Origin of the sequence: Zoogloea dura (assembly GCF_012927165.1) — a bacterium.
GTDB lineage: Bacteria > Pseudomonadota > Gammaproteobacteria > Burkholderiales > Rhodocyclaceae > Zoogloea > Zoogloea dura.
In genome coordinates, this window is sequence record NZ_JABBGA010000018.1 from 65403 (window position 1) to 83680 (window position 18278).

An 18278-nucleotide genomic window follows, 5' to 3' on the forward strand; every position below is an offset into this window, starting at 1 on the left:
ACCCGGCCCCCTTCAATCCCGCTCAAAGACCCTGCCATGGACACCACCAGCCGCGCCATTGCCGAATACGCCGTCTCGATGCAGCGGGCCCCGCTGCCCGCCGGCTCGGCCGACGCCGTGACCCGCCACCTGATCGACTCGGTCGCCTGTGCCTTCGGCGCCCTGGAGTCCCGCCCGGCGCAGGTCGCCCGCGCCATTGCCGGCACCGCCACCAGCAGTGCCGGCGCCTCCGTGTTCGGGCTGGCCCAACCCACCACGCCGGAATATGCCGCCTTCGCCAACACGGTGATGATCCGCTACCTGGACTACAACGACACCGGCAACGGCGGCCACCCCAGCGACATGATGTCGGCCGTGCTGGCCCTGGGCGAAGCCCGCGGCGCCGGCGGCAGCCAGGTGATCCGGGCCGTGCATGCCGCCTACGAAACCTATGCGGCGGTGCGCCGCGGCGGCCTCTACGGCAACCTGCTGCGCGACAAGCACGTGGACCAGATCTACGCCATTCTCGGTGCAGTGGCCGGCGCCGGCGTGATGCTGGAGCTGAGCCTGGAGCAGATGGGCCATGCCATCGCCCTGGCCCTCACCCCCAGCATCCCGATGCGCGTCACCCGCACCGGGCTCATCTCCGACTGGAAGGGCTGCGCCACCGCCCACGGCACCATGAACGCGGTGTTCGCCGCACGCCTCGCCGGGCAGGGCCTGACCGGCCCCGACCGCCCCTTCGAAGGCCTCGCCGGCTTCTACGAGATGTTCGGGCTGGCCCCCCTCGACCTCACTACCCTCGGCCAGCCCCGCAACGGGCGCTCGGCCCTGCAGAGCACCGGCCTCAAGTACTACCCCGCCGACTACAACGGCCAGGGGCCCATCGCCCTGACCCTGGCCCTGCGCAACGAAGCCCGGCTGGACGAGATCGATCAGATCGTCGTGTCGGTGCACTGGGGCGGCTGGCATGCCATCGGCGGCGGTGCCGGCGACCGTGACCAGAAATGGGACCCGCAGACCCGCGAGGTGGCCGACCACAGCATGGCCTACCTCGTTGCCGCCGCGCTGGTGGATGGCGACCTGAACGTGGACAGCTTCAGCGAGAGCCGCCTCGCCGACCCGGCCCTGCGCCCCCTGATGCAGAAGATCGTGGTGCGCGACGACCCGGAGCTGACCCGCGAACATGCCGGCGAGTTGCCGCGCTGGCCCTCCCGCGTGGAGTTCGTCCTGAAGGATGGCCGCCGCCTCGGCCGCAGCGCCGGCCCTCCCAAGGGCCACCCCCTCAACCCCATGGACGACCGGGAGCTGAAGGCCAAGTTCTGGCGCATGAGCGACCGCGTCCTGAACCGCGAACAGGGCCAGGCCTGGCTCGACACCCTGTGGGCGCTGCCCGCCCTGGCCGACATCCGCAGCCTCACCAACCTGTACCGCAGCCTCCCCGTGGCGGCCTGACATCCGGAGCACCCGATGACATCTCCTCCTGCGGCCCGCCGCCCCTGCGTGCTCTTCCTCTCCGGCGCCAGCCTGGTCGGGCAGAACGTGCTCGCCAGCCTGGACGGACGGCGCAACGGGCTGCACCTGGCGGCCATCAACAGCGTGGCGGCCGAGCCAGCCCTGTTCGACTTCGACGAAGCCTTCCTTTGCGGCAACCTGCGCGACGACCCCGACGCCTTCACCCGGCGCTTCGAGGCCATCCTGGACGCCCTCCGGCCCCACCTCGTCATCCCCTGCCGCGATGACGACGTCGCCTACCTGGCCGCCCACGCGGAGGCCCACCCCGCGCACGCCCCGCGCTTTCTGTGCGGCGCCCGCCGGCCCGCCGAAGCCATGCTCGACAAGGCCGCCAGTGCGGCCCTAGCCCAGGACCACGGCCTGCCCTTCGCCCCCACCCTGGCCACCGACACGGACGCCGACCCGTCCCGCCTCACCGCCTTTGCCGCCCACCACGGCTATCCGCTGATCGCCAAGCCGCGCCAGGGCTTCGCCTCCCGCGGAGTTTTCCTGGTCCTGAACGAAGCCCAGCTGCTACGCCTGGCCGGCCGGCCGGACTACATCCTGCAGGCCTACCTGGGCGACCCGGACGCCGTGCGCAACTACGTGGAGGCCTGCGCCCGCGACGGCGTGCCCCTGTTCCACAGCTTCGAGATGGACAAGTATTCGATCCAGGCCTTCATCGCCCCGGACGGCCAGCAGGCCGGCCTGCTCGCCACCCGCCACGCCATGCGCCAGGGCCGCAGCGAAAGAGTCGCCCACGAGAACGACCCGGCCCTGCTCGCACTCGGCCGGCGCTGCGCCAGCGCCTTTGCCGCCGAAGGCTGGCGCGGCCCCCTCAACATCCAGTGCCAGCGCAGCCCAGCCGGCGATTACGGCATCTACGAATTCAACGGCCGCTACACCGGCGCCACCAGCGCACGCCGCCTGCTGGGCTACGACGAGGTGGGCATGGGCCTGGCGCACTTCGCCGGCATCCAGCTGGACACCGCGCCGTCGCCCACCGCCTGGCCGGTCGATGTGCTGCGCCTGCCGGTCAGCCGGGCCCTCGAAACAAGCCGGATCGAGCAGCTCAAGCGCGACGGCCACTGGCGTGCGGAGGGCTGATATCAGCCTTTCGCCCTGCGCACGCGGCGCACCAGGAACAGCCCGATGCCGACCAGCGACACCGCCACCCCACCGGCAGCCCCCGTCACCACGGTCTGACGCCCCCGGGCCGCAGCAAACAGCTCGGTGGAATTGGTCAGCTCACACACGTGGCTGGTGCTCAGCCCGTCCTTCTTCTGGACAACGCGCATCGCCCACTGTGGCGCCACCGGCAGATTGGCCTCGCCATGCAGGCCGGCATGGCTGACGCGGCACACATCCGGCCAATAGGTCGCCGGATTCACGGCATAAGGCTGCAGATTGCGAAAGCCGTTGTAGCTGTGCTCGGTGCATTTGAAAGCCGGCGCGCAACCATCAAAGAACTTCTCGTACGGCGTATCGGCCCGGAACAACCCGCCAAAGCGTTCCCGCGCCGTCTTGATCGCCACCTCGCGGAACAGCTTGATTGAAGCCTCCGGTGTTTTGGCCGTGTTGTAGCTGGGATAGAAGATCGGATAACGCTCGAACGGCGTATTCGGCGAAAAACGCCCCATCACACTGCTGTAGCCCCACCAGGCCGCCGCGCAGCACAGCCCCAGCACGAACAACTGCGCCAGATTCAACCCGCCCCCGCTGCCACTGCCACTGCCCCCACCGTAATACACCGGACTCGTCGTGGTCTGCCCAAAGGTGTTGCCGGTGGAAGACGTGCCCGGATCACCAAAGCTGTAAGTCTCATTGCGCATGCCATCCGCGATGGCCTGTGCATTCGCCTGCTGCGCCTTCGCATCCCAATAGGCAATCGACCCCGTTCCCCCATTTGAAGCAATGTGATTGGCGTCGTTGCCATACTGACTGGCCTTGTCATCGAAATAGTTGTTGCTCATACGTTCTCCCTGGAGCCGGTACACATTCTGACCGAGTCCAGGTGACGGACGCATGCGGGATCGCACGGAGGGGAGAATCAGCGTATGCAGACAGAAAGGAACGCTTCGGCGAAAAGGCGTGCCGCAGAAGCAGCCAGGGGATGTTCTGAAGGAAACAGGCTGGGAATGCACCCAGCCGCGTCGGTGACGGTGAAAACACGCCACAAAGGGTCGTTCTAACGCCGGCGCAGAGAACGGGGAAGTGGCCGCAGAACCGCCCCCAACACCAGGGACACGAATGGAGAGATCAGGCACAGGCCAATACAGCCCCAAAGAAAGAGGCTACCGGTGGCCAAGGCCAGTGGAAGCAATAGAAAACCGAAAATCAACAAGTCCATATGCGGAGTGTAGTTCTAGGGCGACTGACCTACATGGACGACTGTGGCAAAGAAACAGAGACCCCATGTGGGCACGGCTGAGCATGCTGGAGGGCTTGAGGTAAGGCGCAGAATCAGGACGCGGAGGCAGTTTCGCGGGAATTGCCTGACATTGAGGCTTTCTGAGCTGCCTATCCGGCAGTGACGGCGGTATCTCCCGCCGTGGCGTTGGTGTCCTCTTTCTGAGCTGCCTATCCGGCAGTGACGGTGGATACGCCGGAGTTCGACCCGGTCACCCGTTTCTGAGCTGCCTATCCGGCAGTGACGCCGGCTCCCGTACAGCTGAACGGTGTGCTGCTTTTCTGAGCTGCCTATCCGGCAGTGACGAAGATCTACCGCCGGCTGGAGCGCGACGCCAATTTCTGAGCTGCCTATCCGGCAGTGACGAAGCCGAGCGCCTGTCCCAGGTTTTCGACTCTTTTCTGAGCTGCCTATCCGGCAGTGACGACGCTGCCCAAGTCATGGAGGCCGCATTGTCATTTCTGAGCTGCCTATCCGGCAGTGACGCGCTGAAGCGCGCTATCGGCGAGCAGATCGGTTTTCTGAGCTGCCTATCCGGCAGTGACGACTGGCGCATCCCGATGCCCACGTGATCTACCTTTCTGAGCTGCCTATCCGGCAGTGACGCATGTCCGCGTATTTGGCGGCCTCGGCATCCATTTCTGAGCTGCCTATCCGGCAGTGACGAGGCGGGCCTGCGGGCTCATGGCCTCCCCATTTTTCTGAGCTGCCTATCCGGCAGTGACGTGGCGGCTGAAGGGAATGACGTGGCGGGGGTTTTTCTGAGCTGCCTATCCGGCAGTGACGCCGCCGTCGGCCCGTGCAAGGATCACGTGGATTTTCTGAGCTGCCTATCCGGCAGTGACGCCCGACATTATCAAAGCCATGTCATTTGCCATTTTCTGAGCTGCCTATCCGGCAGTGACGGCATTTCGGCCATCGTGCTCCAAAGCATACTTTTTCTGAGCTGCCTATCCGGCAGTGACGGGTCAAGCTGATCCTCGCCGCAGCCGAACAGCTTTCTGAGCTGCCTATCCGGCAGTGACGCGAGAAGAAGCGCGGCAATGAGTACGTGTATTTTTCTGAGCTGCCTATCCGGCAGTGACGTTCGGGCTCATCCGGGGGCGAGCCCGATTTCGTTTCTGAGCTGCCTATCCGGCAGTGACGTGGTTCTTCACCCGGGCCAGCTCGGCCGGGCTTTCTGAGCTGCCTATCCGGCAGTGACGCCCGGTAATGGCCAGGTTCATCAGTTGAGACTTTTCTGAGCTGCCTATCCGGCAGTGACGCACAAGCAGGCCCGCTTTGATCAGCTTCTTGATTTCTGAGCTGCCTATCCGGCAGTGACGCTAAAGCACAGGCCCAGTGAGGCCTACTGGTTTTTCTGAGCTGCCTATCCGGCAGTGACGACCAACGGTGCGGCCCCCACCTACGACCATCTTTTCTGAGCTGCCTATCCGGCAGTGACGCAGCACGCCGCTTATGTGGGTTCCTGGATCAATTTCTGAGCTGCCTATCCGGCAGTGACGATGCTTGCTGATCTCATCACCATCGGTCTGATTTTCTGAGCTGCCTATCCGGCAGTGACGCGCTGCATGCCGGCCCGTCCGTCACCGTGTCGTTTCTGAGCTGCCTATCCGGCAGTGACGATGTCGTTGCGGGCCTGCTGGGCTTGCTGGAGTTTCTGAGCTGCCTATCCGGCAGTGACGTGGGTGACGTTTTGCGTAGCCGGGTCCGGCTTTTTCTGAGCTGCCTATCCGGCAGTGACGCGTCCTTGACGGCCTGGCTCGCCTTGCGGGACTTTCTGAGCTGCCTATCCGGCAGTGACGGTTGAGCACATACAGCCCGCGCTGCAGCTTGATTTCTGAGCTGCCTATCCGGCAGTGACGGCAGCCATGGCCGGTGGAATGTCGGGCGCCTTTTTCTGAGCTGCCTATCCGGCAGTGACGGTCAGCGATGCGGCTTGGGGCTTTGTCGTCGATTTCTGAGCTGCCTATCCGGCAGTGACGTTCGAGGAAAGTCGATCCTTTCTTGATCTGGACTTTCTGAGCTGCCTATCCGGCAGTGACGATGCCCTGGTCGGTGGAGGCGCGCATCACTGCTTTCTGAGCTGCCTATCCGGCAGTGACGGGGGGCTGGATCGCTTCGGGGAATTCCAGTTTTTTCTGAGCTGCCTATCCGGCAGTGACGTCCAGGCTCTGGAGCCCCACGAAGCCCTGCGCTTTCTGAGCTGCCTATCCGGCAGTGACGGGCGTGCGGCGCGGGAATGATTTCTACGTGTTTTTCTGAGCTGCCTATCCGGCAGTGACGTTAAAGCCGTCGCCGAACGGCCAGAGGCAGCGTTTCTGAGCTGCCTATCCGGCAGTGACGTTCTTGGCCGAGGTGCCAAAGGCAGTGGTGAATTTCTGAGCTGCCTATCCGGCAGTGACGGTCGATCCGATCTTCCGTTCCAGCGCGGTTGTTTTCTGAGCTGCCTATCCGGCAGTGACGTCCGGCACTCCCAATTTTCCGCCGGTATCGCCTTTCTGAGCTGCCTATCCGGCAGTGACGGCCCCTGCCCTCCTCCACCAGGCCCTTGACCATTTCTGAGCTGCCTATCCGGCAGTGACGGATCGGCGTGACCAGGGCGTCAATTTCCGACTTTTCTGAGCTGCCTATCCGGCAGTGACGTGGTATCCGCTGACTGAGCATCCTGTTCAGACTTTCTGAGCTGCCTATCCGGCAGTGACGTGGAGCGCTGCTTGTTGCGGCGCGGAAGGAATTTTCTGAGCTGCCTATCCGGCAGTGACGGCTCGGACTACTGGCAATCGGCTGTTGCAAAATTTCTGAGCTGCCTATCCGGCAGTGACGACGCCGCGCTGGTCAATATCGCCCGCTATCTGTTTCTGAGCTGCCTATCCGGCAGTGACGCATCGGCTTCTGTTGCGCCGTGAGCTTCTTCCTTTCTGAGCTGCCTATCCGGCAGTGACGGGCATCCCGGACAAGCAGGCGCGGTCATTCCTTTTCTGAGCTGCCTATCCGGCAGTGACGCCGCAGAGCTACACCAAGGCCCCGGACATTCCTTTCTGAGCTGCCTATCCGGCAGTGACGCCGAGATTACGGTCGAAGCAATCCTGCGCCGTTTTTCTGAGCTGCCTATCCGGCAGTGACGGACCCTGACGCGATTGATCGCGTTTCAGGCTTTTTCTGAGCTGCCTATCCGGCAGTGACGTCGAGGAAAGTCGATCCTTTCTTGATCTGGACTTTCTGAGCTGCCTATCCGGCAGTGACGAGAAACAGCCATAACTTGATCGACTTCAGCCTTTTCTGAGCTGCCTATCCGGCAGTGACGTCAATCCACTTGCCATCTTGCTTACGGCAGATTTTCTGAGCTGCCTATCCGGCAGTGACGGCCAAGGTCGAAATCCCAGACCTTCACCTCCTTTTCTGAGCTGCCTATCCGGCAGTGACGAAACACGGCCACGCCAGCGACTACACGGAAATTTTCTGAGCTGCCTATCCGGCAGTGACGAGGCGCTGCAGCTAGTGGCGGAGGGTTCGGTATTTCTGAGCTGCCTATCCGGCAGTGACGCTGCGCGGGCTTGCTCGATGTCGTTGGCCGTGTTTCTGAGCTGCCTATCCGGCAGTGACGGACACGCTGTAGGCATCCAGGCCCTTTGCACTTTTCTGAGCTGCCTATCCGGCAGTGACGTTGCTCGGGCCGCTCTTGAGCTTCTGGCGGCATTTCTGAGCTGCCTATCCGGCAGTGACGCGAAGAGCCTGAAAGCCAAGTTCGGCGATGCATTTCTGAGCTGCCTATCCGGCAGTGACGAATACTCGGTCGTCTATAAACTCATTGAATTCTTTCTGAGCTGCCTATCCGGCAGTGACGTCGTCGTGAATCCGATTCAGGCGCTCTTCTTTTTTCTGAGCTGCCTATCCGGCAGTGACGATCCGCACAAACGCATTGTTGTTGAATGTGATTTTCTGAGCTGCCTATCCGGCAGTGACGATCGAGCCACACACTCACTCCGGCCCGCTCAATTTCTGAGCTGCCTATCCGGCAGTGACGCTGGCAGCATGGACGCAAAGGACAGGCGCTTCTTTCTGAGCTGCCTATCCGGCAGTGACGGGCCCCGAATTCGTGAAGGTCATCGACATGCTTTTCTGAGCTGCCTATCCGGCAGTGACGCTACAGGGTCGGAGGTAGTCGGAGGTTCGCCATTTCTGAGCTGCCTATCCGGCAGTGACGGCGCAGCTTCGACAACTAAACCAAGAGTTTCGTTTCTGAGCTGCCTATCCGGCAGTGACGCGGACCCTTCGTCGGAAACCATAGAGGCGCTATTTCTGAGCTGCCTATCCGGCAGTGACGCTATTTTTGCGGTGGAGCAGGTGCGCCGTTGCTTTCTGAGCTGCCTATCCGGCAGTGACGTTCCGGTATCTATACTGAGTCGAAGGCTCGCATTTCTGAGCTGCCTATCCGGCAGTGACGAACGGCACTACGTTTTTCGTCCCGCTCTACCTTTTCTGAGCTGCCTATCCGGCAGTGACGACGAGGTGACGGGCCTGAATGGCTTGCAGACGTTTCTGAGCTGCCTATCCGGCAGTGACGATGCCTTCGAAGGAAACCCAACCGATACCCAATTTCTGAGCTGCCTATCCGGCAGTGACGGATCAGAAAGCTCAAATGTTCCAAAACGGAATTTTCTGAGCTGCCTATCCGGCAGTGACGACCGGGACGCGGCGACCTGGAAAATCCGGGGCTTTCTGAGCTGCCTATCCGGCAGTGACGGCCTTCCGCGCCAAGGTCCTCGCCAGCCTGCATTTCTGAGCTGCCTATCCGGCAGTGACGCCGTGCCTGTACCGCCGGGAAGTCCGCCGGATTTTCTGAGCTGCCTATCCGGCAGTGACGCTGGCGCTCGGGGCCGGCGTACATCGGTGATATTTCTGAGCTGCCTATCCGGCAGTGACGTACCAGTCCGCCCGGGCCGATCGCCGGATTGTTTTCTGAGCTGCCTATCCGGCAGTGACGTGAGGTGAGCGCACACAAGCGCGGTAGGCGGTTTTCTGAGCTGCCTATCCGGCAGTGACGATCCTTGGCTATGCCTACGCCGCAACGCCACTTTTCTGAGCTGCCTATCCGGCAGTGACGTTCAGCGGCGCTCAGCGCAAGTGGGTCGCTCTTTTCTGAGCTGCCTATCCGGCAGTGACGACCGCCCGCTTTCCCTGGCGCTGCGCCACGATTTTCTGAGCTGCCTATCCGGCAGTGACGGGCCCAGGTGGTTACCAGCACGGGTTCCGCTGTTTCTGAGCTGCCTATCCGGCAGTGACGCCTGGCTCTTCCCGTATGTGGCAGCCATCTCCTTTCTGAGCTGCCTATCCGGCAGTGACGTAGAGCCTAACAGGCTTGAGTTCCTGATTGTTAAAGAGAAACTGTACTTTCCAGCGCTTTGACCAAAAAAACGACGCCCCTGCCGAAGCCCCTGAAATCAAGGCCTCGGCGAGAGCGACGAAAAAAGGGTCAGAACCAGGGGATGGTCGTGTTTGCGCTGAGTCCGTAGCTGCTGAAGGCCCCGGCACAGGCTTGCTCCGTGATGGGCAGGTGCTCGACGAAGAGCAGGAACTGCTGGCCGGTGCTGCGGCTTGCCAGCATCAGGAAAGGCAGCTTGAGCTGCTCGGCCCGGCTGTCAGGAATCGCCTTGCGGGCTGCCTCGGGCGAAATCCCCTTCCTCGCGATCAGCCTTCGGCGCTCCCGCTCAGGGCTGCTGTGGGCCTGGACACGCCGGACAACGCGATGACGAGCGCCTGCAGGCACGGGTGTCGGGCCATCGATGGCAACGTGATCGCGCATACCGGTCAGCCAGCCCTCTGCCATGAAGCCGCGCAGATCGGCCCCCTCTCCGTGCAGGCGCAAGCGGCTCCCCAGGCTGCGAGAGCCCTCCCTGACATCTGGAAAGCTCACGCCGATGGCTCCCTCTCCATGCCCCACCAGCCCCCGGTGAAACTTGCTGAACAAGGCATTCATCAGCGTGGTGGCCGGGAATTCCGGATCGGGAAGAATACGGATCTCCAGGTAGTGGTCCATGGCTCAGCCCGCCTCGCCAAAGACCCCGCCACGGATCAGGGTGGCGATGACGAAGTGTTGTTGTTCCGTAGCCGGCACCTTGTCCTTGATGATCCAGTTGTCGAGCAGAGAGTAGAAGTCGTCACCTTTCTTGGGCTGCCGGTAGGCCTTGCCGCGGGTGGTGACGGAGCCATAGGGCTCAACCGCAATCGGGCCTAGCTCCTCCACCTCCGGATACCAGGTGTCGATTGTCCGGATGGCGTTACCGACCTTCTGGGAGTGGAGCCCGGCGATTCCATCCACTTCGTAGAGTGTCCTGCTCTTGTCACTCCGCCCCTTGTCAAGGATGAGTTCCTGTGAGGGAAAGACTTCCTGCCCCGCACCGACGCGCACGTAGGCCGTGACCTGCAGCAGCACGTGGCCTTGCCCGGCCAGCCCGTCGCCGATCAGCTTGCTCAGTTCATCGAGTGCAGCCGAGCTCTGCGAGGGCACCGCAAAATCTCGCAGCGAGAAGGACAGCGCATCGAAGGTCCAGGTACTGCGGGCTTGCCCACCGACCAGATGCGCCACCTGGACTTCCACCCTCTCGGCGCCGACACGGTTGCGCCACAGGAAGCGCGCGTTGGCGAGGTTGGAGGCATAGCGACGGGCCAGCTCACCAAAGCCGTTGCTGCCCACATAGCCGCCCACCGTCTCCATGAGCTTCTTCTGGTAATCGGCGTCGTTGCAGGCAGAAGGTTGCCCCGTGCCGGAGAGAACCCGCAGGGTGAAAACAAGCTTGAGGGTATCGGCCTGGCTGGGCAGCGCGGCCACATCGACGGTTTGCAGGTTGGGGTTCTCGATGGCGGCGTCGAGCTTGGCAGCGTCCTGATCCTTGGTCTTGAGGCGGTTGGAGATGGTGCCGCGCACGGATTTGACCTTGATCTTCACCGGCGGCCAGGCATCGCTGGCGTTCCTGCTGTCCCAGCTACCCGCAAAGAAAAGGGCGTCGGAAGGGTCGAGCTTGCGTTCGAAGGCAAGGACGGAAGCGGTCTTGAGCGTCATGATCTATTTCCTTTCAAAAGGGAATTCAGGCGTGGGGCGCAGCAGCAAAGTCGTTCCGGCAGCGGTAGAGGCCGCTCTCGACGTCGCTGTGGCCATACCAAAGCAGTTCGCGAACACCACCAAGCCGATGCGGACTGATCCACTGGCCGATGGAATAAAGGCTTTCAACAAAACGAAAATCGGTGTGTGAATCACGGGCGTTCTTCACGCTGCCAGCGGGGTGGATGCCGGATAGGGCGCCATACCCCACCGGGATGGGCACGATCCAGCCGGCCCTGGGCTCCGGTTTCCACTCCACCCCCTTGCGCTCGGAATCGGACGCTGCGGCAGGCTCCGGCCTCCAGTTGATACGGGACAGATCAAGGAGGGCATCAAGTGCCGTGGCCGTCGGCTCGATGGCGCGCAGGCTTGCAAGGCGCTGGGCGAGCAAGTCGTCGCGGCAGACCAGTGCGAAGCCAGGCAACCAGCGGCGGCGCAGGCGCCGGAACTGCTTGCCGGCTTCCGTGGAATCTTCCGCCAGGCGGATCAATTCCGCGCCTTGCTTCGCATCGGCGCCACGCGTCGGCACAATGCTGCCACCTGCCACCCGCATGCCGGCCAGCGTTTCCGCAACCGTATCGGCAAGGGTCTGGCGGGCCTCGGCTTTCTCCAGGACCGTTTCGCTGCTCACACCGAAAACGAGGGTGATATCCAGGTGGATGCGCCCCTCCTCCACGATGGCTGCGGTGCTGCCATCCCTGTCCACCGGGTTGCGGGTAAGCCGGAAGGCCTTGGTGTAACCCCCTTCGGTGACCTGCTCGTCAAAGTCGTGGCAGATCACGCCCACGCTGTTGAACGCCATTCCAGTACCGTTGGCACAGAGCTTTCGCTCCAGCGCCCACATCAGGCCAAGGAACGCGGTCATGGACGGCAGGCCGTGGGTGAGCGGGCTGGAGATGGCGTTGGCGTTCTGGATGCGCAGGTGGGGCAGCATCAGCAAACCCTGGCTCTCGGGGAGTGTCGTGCTCATGCCCCCTCCCTGGTCGGAATGTAGCGAGGCGCATCGAGACCTCCGCGCAGCTCGTGCAAGCGTTGTGCCCAGTCCTGCTGCAAGAGCAGTTCGGTCTGCCACTGACGCGCTTCGACATCGCCGAGGGGCAGCTCGGGCCCCATCTGCTTGTTGAGCCAGTTGCCAAAACGCTTCCCGATCTCCGCTGGCCAGTCCATCTTGTGCCACTTCCCGCAGAAGACAGCGTCGTCTTCCGCGTCCTCCAGAACTCGGCCGGGGTCCAGCCACAACTGTTCAGCCTCGTGAAGACGGCAGCGAGGATCATGAGTCCATCCCGCGGGGAGCATCACCTGGAAGCGCTGGGCGAAATCAACGAGGCCATCGACCAGGCTGTCGATCAGCGCATCGCGCCGATCCCGGGTTTCCATCGTTGGGGGTGGCCCCGAGAGCAAAAACTCGCGCAGTTCGCGCAGCATTTGCCAGGCGTCGTCGCTGCGCCCGAAGCGGGAGAGCACCGAATCCACATACCAGGGCGCCTGAACCTCACGGCTTTTCCAGCGCGGCGGGAGCGAGGCGAGCAGGTAGTTGCTGCCACCCCGCTCGCTGTTGAGCTGGCTGATGTTCTGCGGTTTGGTGCCACCGAACTTCTGGACTGCCAGGCTGGGATATTCGCGGCTCACACCCTCGTGATCACGGCGTTCCCACCGGGCTTTCTGCGCCGCCTTGGCGGGATCGCTGAAGCGGTCTTCATTGATCGTGCGAAATACGGCGTGGGCAAACGAGCTGGCGTAGAGGGGCGCCAGGAGATGGAAGTCCCCGTCGTTGGCTGGATCTTCCCCGGTCAACCAGTACAGCTGCTTGGCCAGGCCATGGGAAGCAGGAATCTCGCTGGCAGGCTCTGTCACGCTCCTGAACGCCGCAGCCCAGGATTGAGCCTTCCCAGGTTCGCCAGAGAGCGCGGCGAGAAGATCGGCATCATCCTGCTGCATCCACTCCAGCAAGGGCCGCTGTTCCACCGCAAGCTTGAGGAACTTGTAGACATCCAGGGCCGCGGCATTGCCCACCACGTCACCGGCAAAATCCGCACCCAGCACATGACTACCCACCTCAGGCCGGTTCGGCAAGGACTCCGGCGGGCAGTACAGATTGGTTCCCCGTGCTTCAGGGTGGATGGGCTTGAGCGAATGGGTGACGGTCTGGATCTGCGCAACGCGCCGCGCCGCATCCGCCAACCAGGCGGCGGGTGCGTACTGCTCCAGCAACTCGCTGCGCTTCGGATCATCGGCCGCGAGTTTGTCGAGCTTGGCCGACAGGCGCTCGCTCAGGAAATGTTCAATCGCCGCGCGAAACAGGGCGCGGCGGTCTTCAGAAGGCTGACTCATGATGAGCCTCCTGCGCCACCGGCCCGACTGGGCACCGGCATCCGTTTGCTAGCAGTGCGTTGCATTTCAATCCTCCTCTTGATCAAATGTGTTTGTCCAAACCTGTGTCGGTACTTGCTAAGTGATACGACGATGAAACCTTCCCTCGCCCTCCAACTGAACAGCCAAGCCATCCTGGAGGCAGCCCGGAGGTTCCGGGTCAGCAATCCGCGGGTGTTCGGCTCGGTTCTGCATGGCGCGGATAAGGACGACAGTGACCTCGACTTGCTCGTCGCCCCCTCTCCAGAAACCACGCTGTTCGACTTGGGCGGGCTGCAGGTCGAACTGGAGGCACTCCTCGGAGTACCGGTGGACGTAAGGACGCCCGGCGATCTGCCGTCACGCTTCAGGGCGCAGGTTCTGGCGGAGGCCAAGCCGTTATGACCATTGGGCGCCTTCAGCTTTGGCTGGAGCAGATGTACGAGGCAACAGCCCAATCGCTGCGTGAGCTGATGCTCCACTTGCCAGCCGTGGCAACCTCGGCCCAAACCTGGCCAGCTTCTGAATAAGCCTGGAGTTCCGCAGCCCCTCATCACCTCTCCCTCGTAAACCCCAGCACCGGGTGGAATCGCCATCCCTGTTCGCTGTCCGGCAGGCTGACCGCGCCGTAACGCTGGGCGCAGTTCAGGAGCGGCATCTCAAGGGATTCGGCCAGGGCGCCAAGGGCTTCCAGGTAGTCTGTTTCGCCCCAGGGCACGATGCGCTCCCCCATCACCTGACTATCCGGCACGCGATGGTTCTGGCTGCCCTCGATCTGCACGTACAGGGATTCCCATTTCCTCTTGCCCGGATCAATCCGGTGGAGGACGTAGTCGTCTTCGTCCTCGTTGGGCAGAAGCACCACGTCTACGCTCTTCAGGCTGTCGTCCCGAAAGGGCTGTTGCTGGGGGAGTACCGCGGTCAGCCAGACCTGCGGCGAGGTCCACTGGCTGGCGGCGTTCAGGGTGGTCTTCGGCTTCTGGCCTGAGCGCAACTGGCGGGCACTGAGCGGCACGGCGGAGGACGCCTGGGGAAGCATCTGCTGACGCATGCGGGCATGCTCCAGGTCGACCAATCGGCGGGAGGGCTCAAGCTGTTCGTCAGGCCGGGGCAGGATGCGGGGCCGTGCATCGATGACCCGTATCTCCGCGGCATCGAGCAATTCGGCGAGACGATGGGTAGAGAGGCGAAAGGGCACGTCATCCTGCTCGAAACCCGGCCGGCAGAAGGCCGCCCTGCCCGGGCTTTCCAGGTGGCGCAGATTGGAGTCGAACACCAGCAGGTTGGCGGTTTCGACCGTTCCAGGACGATGCCGACGGATGCGCCCGGCCAGCTGGATCAGCGAGCGCATGGACGAGGGCTCTACGATGGCCCAGTCGTAATCGTGATCACGACCCACCTCCGTGACGGGTGAGCCGAGGACGACGAACAACTGGTCGGGCTCCGGGCTTTGGTCCAGGCGCCCACGGATGTCGGGTAGTTCAAACACCGCGTCGGGACTGCGCCGGTTCAAGGCCGTATCGAGGCGATTTTCGATGGCCGAGCGGATCAGCAGCGGGTACTGGGAGTGATAGGCGCACAGATGAAGTCGGTGTCCTTCCGGCATGCCCGCGGCGTACAACGCGAGCGCCACGTCGAACAAGGGATCGATATTGGCCATGCGCACCAGCCCGAAGCTGACCCGTTTGCCGGTCTTGGGATCGGTGCTGTGATGCAGGCCATGCAGCTTCAAGGCGGCATCCCGCACCGTGCGGGCGAAACCGGCTCGAATGCCCGGGATGTCTGCGCCACCTGCAGGCAAGGGAATGAGCTCGCCAAGACGCCTGACAGGCGCTTTGGCAAGGCGGGCATGGCGTTTCAGCACAAAGTGCTGGTGTGCATCCAGAAAGCCCTGACTATTGGCACAGTCCTGCTGCAGTTGGTCAAACTCGTCGAACCAGGCACAACAGACAACGGGGGCTTCGCCCGGGAGTTCTCCCCGATTGCGTTGAAACCAGGCCCGGCCATCCAGATAGGCACGGAACAAGCCGTCCACCAGCGCCGGCGGCAAGGTGGCTGACGAGAGCAGTACGCGGCTACCCAGCAGGCCGGCCCAATGCACGAGCCGGGTCAGGGCCGGGAGGTCATCGATATCAAAGTCGTCGGGCTCATCCAGAACCAGGTCGCCGCTCAACAGACGCAGCATCGGCGCAATCTGCCGCCCTCCGCGCGGGCTTTCGGTGGCCGGGGTCAGGTGGTCCACCGTACATACCAGCAAGGGCGCGGCCAGCAGGGAGCGCACCTGGGGATCCCCGGACAGACGCTGCAGAATCGGGTGTTCGGCATTGCCTTCGAACAGGACGTGGCTGTCTTCCTGCAGCAGGCTCTGGGTCGACGCCGAACCGGACTTCTCTGCCAGGCGTTCGTGGAACTCGAACAACTCACGGCTGGCGGAACCACCGACCTTGATGGCCAGCTCATCGTCAGACAGGCCGAGGGCATCGCGAAAGGCGTGGCCCGTCTGCAGCGTCAGCGTGCGCAAGCCCAGCGCAAACGCACAGCGCATGCCTTTGAGCGGATCGGCCAGGGCATTCATGATGCGGGCGTTCGCCAGGGTCTTGCCGCAGCCGGTTGACGCCATGTTCACGATGAAGGCCCCTTGGCGGGTGGCACGCTCGCGCATGGCCGCAGCGGTATCTGCGGCGCGGTCCTGCCAGCGGAAGCGCTCATCCTGACTGCGTTTGCGCAGCCCCTTGTGGCGGGCCAGACGCGGCAAGTGAAGTTCGAATCCGGGAAGGGCGTGATTGATGACCCCAGCGTGTTTTGTCACCCCCAGCAGGTGCTCATCCAGGGTCTGATTCAGGGCGCCCGTATCCCGCCTTGTGTTGGCAAAGAGCGGGTAGCCCTTCTCTCCCTGCTCCCGCTCACTCCTCTCGGTCAGGCTGGAGTAATGATGGTCAGCGAGCATCAGGCTCAGTCGGGAAAGATGCATGACAAAAGGATCGCCACACCAATCGGGTTCGCGCACCCCACGCTGCAACTCAAGCAGTCGCCGGGCGATTCGACCAGCGCGCTTGCGCCATGCCGGAACGGTGACCGGCAAGCCATGCTGAAACTGCCAGTAGGCTCCCACGGCGGCACGATCCGGCGTGCCGGCAAGCTCGTTCCAGTCGGCATCCACCTGCTCCAGCAGCCTGTTCAGTTGCTCGCTGCGGAAATCCCGCACCTTGGCACCGAGCCAACGCTGCCCTCCCTTGTCATCCTCGGCGGGCATCACCGGCAAACGGTGATGGGTCAGCACCAACCAGCCGACGGCCCGGGCCAGCGGCGGCAGGACGGCGAAAGGCTTGCAGCCTCCCGCGGCAGAGTCCAGCCCGTCACGCAGCAAGCGGCCATCGGCGAGCCAGCTCTCATCATCCAGTGATGTAGGCTCGATCAAGCGCTGCAACCATTCGTCGTCACTCGACGTACCCACGAAAGCCTGGAAAAGGCGCAGCGAAACCCACTCGTGCCGGTAGAGATTGCGTGTCAGCGGCGCACCAGGCAGAAGCCGCTCCTGAAAGGCCCGGCAGGCCTTGCCCAGGTCGTGCAGCAGTGCCGCCAGGGAAGAAAGAAGATGGATACGCTGCAGACCATGCCAGTCGTTCTCGCTGTCACGGCGCAGCACGTTGCGACGGGTGGTGTTGGTGGGCACGGCGCCTTGCCCATTGAACTGGCTCGCATCACCCACGATCCACAGCAGTTCGGTGTGATCCTTGCCCCGGATCCAGTGGCAGGCCACCGCGGTGTTCTTGCGGGCCGTCTTGCGCAAGAGGCGGCGGAGCGTATCCAGGCCTTGCTGCGTAATCGGCGTCTGCCAGGTCCGCTCCCCGCGCCGTTCGGCAAACTGGTCGATGATCCGCCGGGTTTCGGTCAGGGCGTTCTTGGTGCATTGGGAGATCAGCAGGATGTTCATTACGCCTGCCTGCCGAGGTCGAGGGCGATGGCCTTGACGGTGTCGATCATGAAGTCCAGCGCTTCCGCCTGGACCAGGCTGGCGATGCAGGCCTCACGGAAGCCCTGTTCGTCGTCGCCGCGCATGGCCGAGACGAAGGCCTGCGGCAGGATCAGTGCGTCCTTCACCAGGTCGGCGATGTCGAAAACCAGCCCGCCGCGGCGTGTCTTGCCGTGCAGCACGGCCAGCCCGTGGGGCAGGCCCAGGACCCAGGCGGCCGTGGCGCCGAGACCGTAGGCCAGGTAATTGCCATGGTCGAGAAAGCGGTTGGCCGGATCGGCGCCGCTGCCGTTCTTGGCGCGGACAAAGTCGCCGTAGCCGGTGGCATCGCAGGCCAGCTTGAAGAGCTTCTTGGTGAGGCGGGCTTCTTCGGTCAGCAGCGCGGTGTTGTCCGGGGCCAGATCGATCTGGCGCAGAGAGGCATCCAGGGCGGGCTTCAGCCTGTCTGCGGGAATCACAAACCCGCCATCCGCCAGCTTGCGATTGCCTACCCAGTGTTCGGCGATGCGCGCCAGCCGGGCGCGCTGGATGGCCTTGGCCGCCTCCAGGCGCAGTGCATCGTCGAACCAGAAGCGCACCCAGTGCTGCAGGTATTCGGTCGGGCGGTATTCACTCTGCGGCGAAAACCAAGCCACTTCGATATCCATCTCGTTGGCGCTGTAGAGCGGTGTGCCACCGCCCCCGGAGAAGCCGACCATCACCCCGGCCTTGGCCAATTCCCGCATGGCGGCCTGGGTGATCGACGTACCCGTGCCCAGCAGGAGCACGGTTGTGTTGGCGATGGGAATGTTCCAGTAGAGGGACTGGCTGCCCTCGTCGGTCACATACTCGACCCGCCCGCCATTGACCAGTACGCGGCAATGGCGGAGGTAATAGATGTTGGCCCGCTTGGAATGCAGGATGGTCTTGAGGTCGGAGGGGGTGAAGGTGTCCATGGCGATGCTCCAGTTCATTTCCGGGTGAATTGTGCT

General features: G+C 63.2%; 10 protein-coding genes and 1 CRISPR repeat array. Of the genes, 3 read left to right on the forward strand and 7 right to left on the reverse strand.

Features of this window, described 5'->3' with window-relative positions:
* The first annotated feature begins 36 nt into the window (after positions 1-36).
* Together HHL15_RS18705 and HHL15_RS18710 are read left to right on the forward strand one after the other, a co-directional pair.
* Entirely contained in the window at positions 37-1434 is a 1398-nt protein-coding gene (locus HHL15_RS18705) for an MmgE/PrpD family protein (RefSeq protein ID WP_169147323.1), read from the forward strand.
* A gap of 15 nt (positions 1435-1449) precedes the next feature.
* A complete protein-coding gene (locus HHL15_RS18710; protein ID WP_169147324.1) occupies positions 1450-2580 on the forward strand; it encodes an ATP-grasp domain-containing protein in 1131 nt (376 codons plus the stop codon).
* A gap of 2 nt (positions 2581-2582) precedes the next feature.
* On the opposite strand, the gene HHL15_RS18715 is transcribed toward HHL15_RS18710, so the two are convergent.
* The 5 genes from HHL15_RS18715 to csy1 all read right to left on the reverse strand — a co-directional run bounded on the left by HHL15_RS18715 (position 2583) and on the right by csy1 (position 13316).
* Complete coding sequence (locus HHL15_RS18715; protein ID WP_169147325.1) at positions 2583-3446, reverse strand: hypothetical protein; 864 nt, start codon at positions 3444-3446, stop codon at positions 2583-2585.
* Positions 3447-3981: 535 nt separating this feature from the next.
* Positions 3982-9230: a CRISPR direct-repeat array (repeat unit 28 nt; unit sequence TTTCTGAGCTGCCTATCCGGCAGTGACG).
* Between the two features lie 129 nt (positions 9231-9359).
* A complete protein-coding gene (gene cas6f / locus HHL15_RS18720) occupies positions 9360-9923 on the reverse strand; it encodes a type I-F CRISPR-associated endoribonuclease Cas6/Csy4 (protein ID WP_169147326.1) in 564 nt (187 codons plus the stop codon).
* Between the two features lie 3 nt (positions 9924-9926).
* Positions 9927-10946 (reverse strand): type I-F CRISPR-associated protein Csy3, encoded by a 1020-nt coding sequence (csy3, locus tag HHL15_RS18725; RefSeq protein ID WP_169147327.1) that lies wholly within the window; start codon positions 10944-10946, stop codon positions 9927-9929.
* A gap of 25 nt (positions 10947-10971) precedes the next feature.
* Entirely contained in the window at positions 10972-11955 is a 984-nt protein-coding gene (csy2, locus tag HHL15_RS18730) for a type I-F CRISPR-associated protein Csy2 (RefSeq protein ID WP_169147328.1), read from the reverse strand.
* Positions 11952-13316, reverse strand: coding sequence for a type I-F CRISPR-associated protein Csy1 (gene csy1, locus HHL15_RS18735; protein ID WP_169147329.1), 1365 nt, complete (start codon positions 13314-13316; stop codon positions 11952-11954). The genes csy2 and csy1 overlap by 4 nt, the downstream gene beginning before the upstream one ends.
* Positions 13317-13448: 132 nt before the next feature.
* Here csy1 and HHL15_RS18740 point away from each other — a divergent pair, with 132 nt between their 5' ends.
* Positions 13449-13739 carry a nucleotidyltransferase family protein gene (locus HHL15_RS18740; RefSeq protein WP_169147330.1) on the forward strand — a complete coding sequence of 97 codons (291 nt, stop codon included), beginning with the start codon at positions 13449-13451 and terminating at the stop codon, positions 13737-13739.
* A 148-nt stretch (positions 13740-13887) separates the two neighbouring features.
* Here the strand turns inward: HHL15_RS18740 and cas3f are convergent, their stop codons facing one another.
* Entirely contained in the window at positions 13888-17268 is a 3381-nt protein-coding gene (gene cas3f, locus HHL15_RS18745; RefSeq protein ID WP_169147331.1) for a type I-F CRISPR-associated helicase Cas3f, read from the reverse strand.
* Positions 17268-18242: a type I-F CRISPR-associated endonuclease Cas1f gene (cas1f, locus tag HHL15_RS18750; RefSeq protein WP_169147332.1), complete on the reverse strand. Its 975-nt coding sequence runs from the start codon at positions 18240-18242 to the stop codon at positions 17268-17270. The genes cas3f and cas1f overlap by 1 nt, the downstream gene beginning before the upstream one ends.
* Positions 18243-18278 lie beyond the last annotated feature (36 nt).

What these genes read in the sequence shown, in the direction of transcription:
- HHL15_RS18705 (WP_169147323.1), top strand. Translation starts at nt 37, where the DNA reads ATGGACACCACCAGCCGCGCCATTGCCGAATACGCCGTCTCGATGCAG.
- HHL15_RS18710 (WP_169147324.1), top strand. Translation starts at nt 1,450, where the DNA reads ATGACATCTCCTCCTGCGGCCCGCCGCCCCTGCGTGCTCTTCCTCTCC.
- HHL15_RS18715 (WP_169147325.1), bottom strand. Translation starts at nt 3,446, where the DNA reads ATGAGCAACAACTATTTCGATGACAAGGCCAGTCAGTATGGCAACGAC.
- cas6f (WP_169147326.1), bottom strand. Translation starts at nt 9,923, where the DNA reads ATGGACCACTACCTGGAGATCCGTATTCTTCCCGATCCGGAATTCCCG.
- csy3 (WP_169147327.1), bottom strand. Translation starts at nt 10,946, where the DNA reads ATGACGCTCAAGACCGCTTCCGTCCTTGCCTTCGAACGCAAGCTCGAC.
- csy2 (WP_169147328.1), bottom strand. Translation starts at nt 11,955, where the DNA reads ATGAGCACGACACTCCCCGAGAGCCAGGGTTTGCTGATGCTGCCCCAC.
- csy1 (WP_169147329.1), bottom strand. Translation starts at nt 13,316, where the DNA reads ATGAGTCAGCCTTCTGAAGACCGCCGCGCCCTGTTTCGCGCGGCGATT.
- HHL15_RS18740 (WP_169147330.1), top strand. Translation starts at nt 13,449, where the DNA reads ATGAAACCTTCCCTCGCCCTCCAACTGAACAGCCAAGCCATCCTGGAG.
- cas3f (WP_169147331.1), bottom strand. Translation starts at nt 17,268, where the DNA reads ATGAACATCCTGCTGATCTCCCAATGCACCAAGAACGCCCTGACCGAA.
- cas1f (WP_169147332.1), bottom strand. Translation starts at nt 18,242, where the DNA reads ATGGACACCTTCACCCCCTCCGACCTCAAGACCATCCTGCATTCCAAG.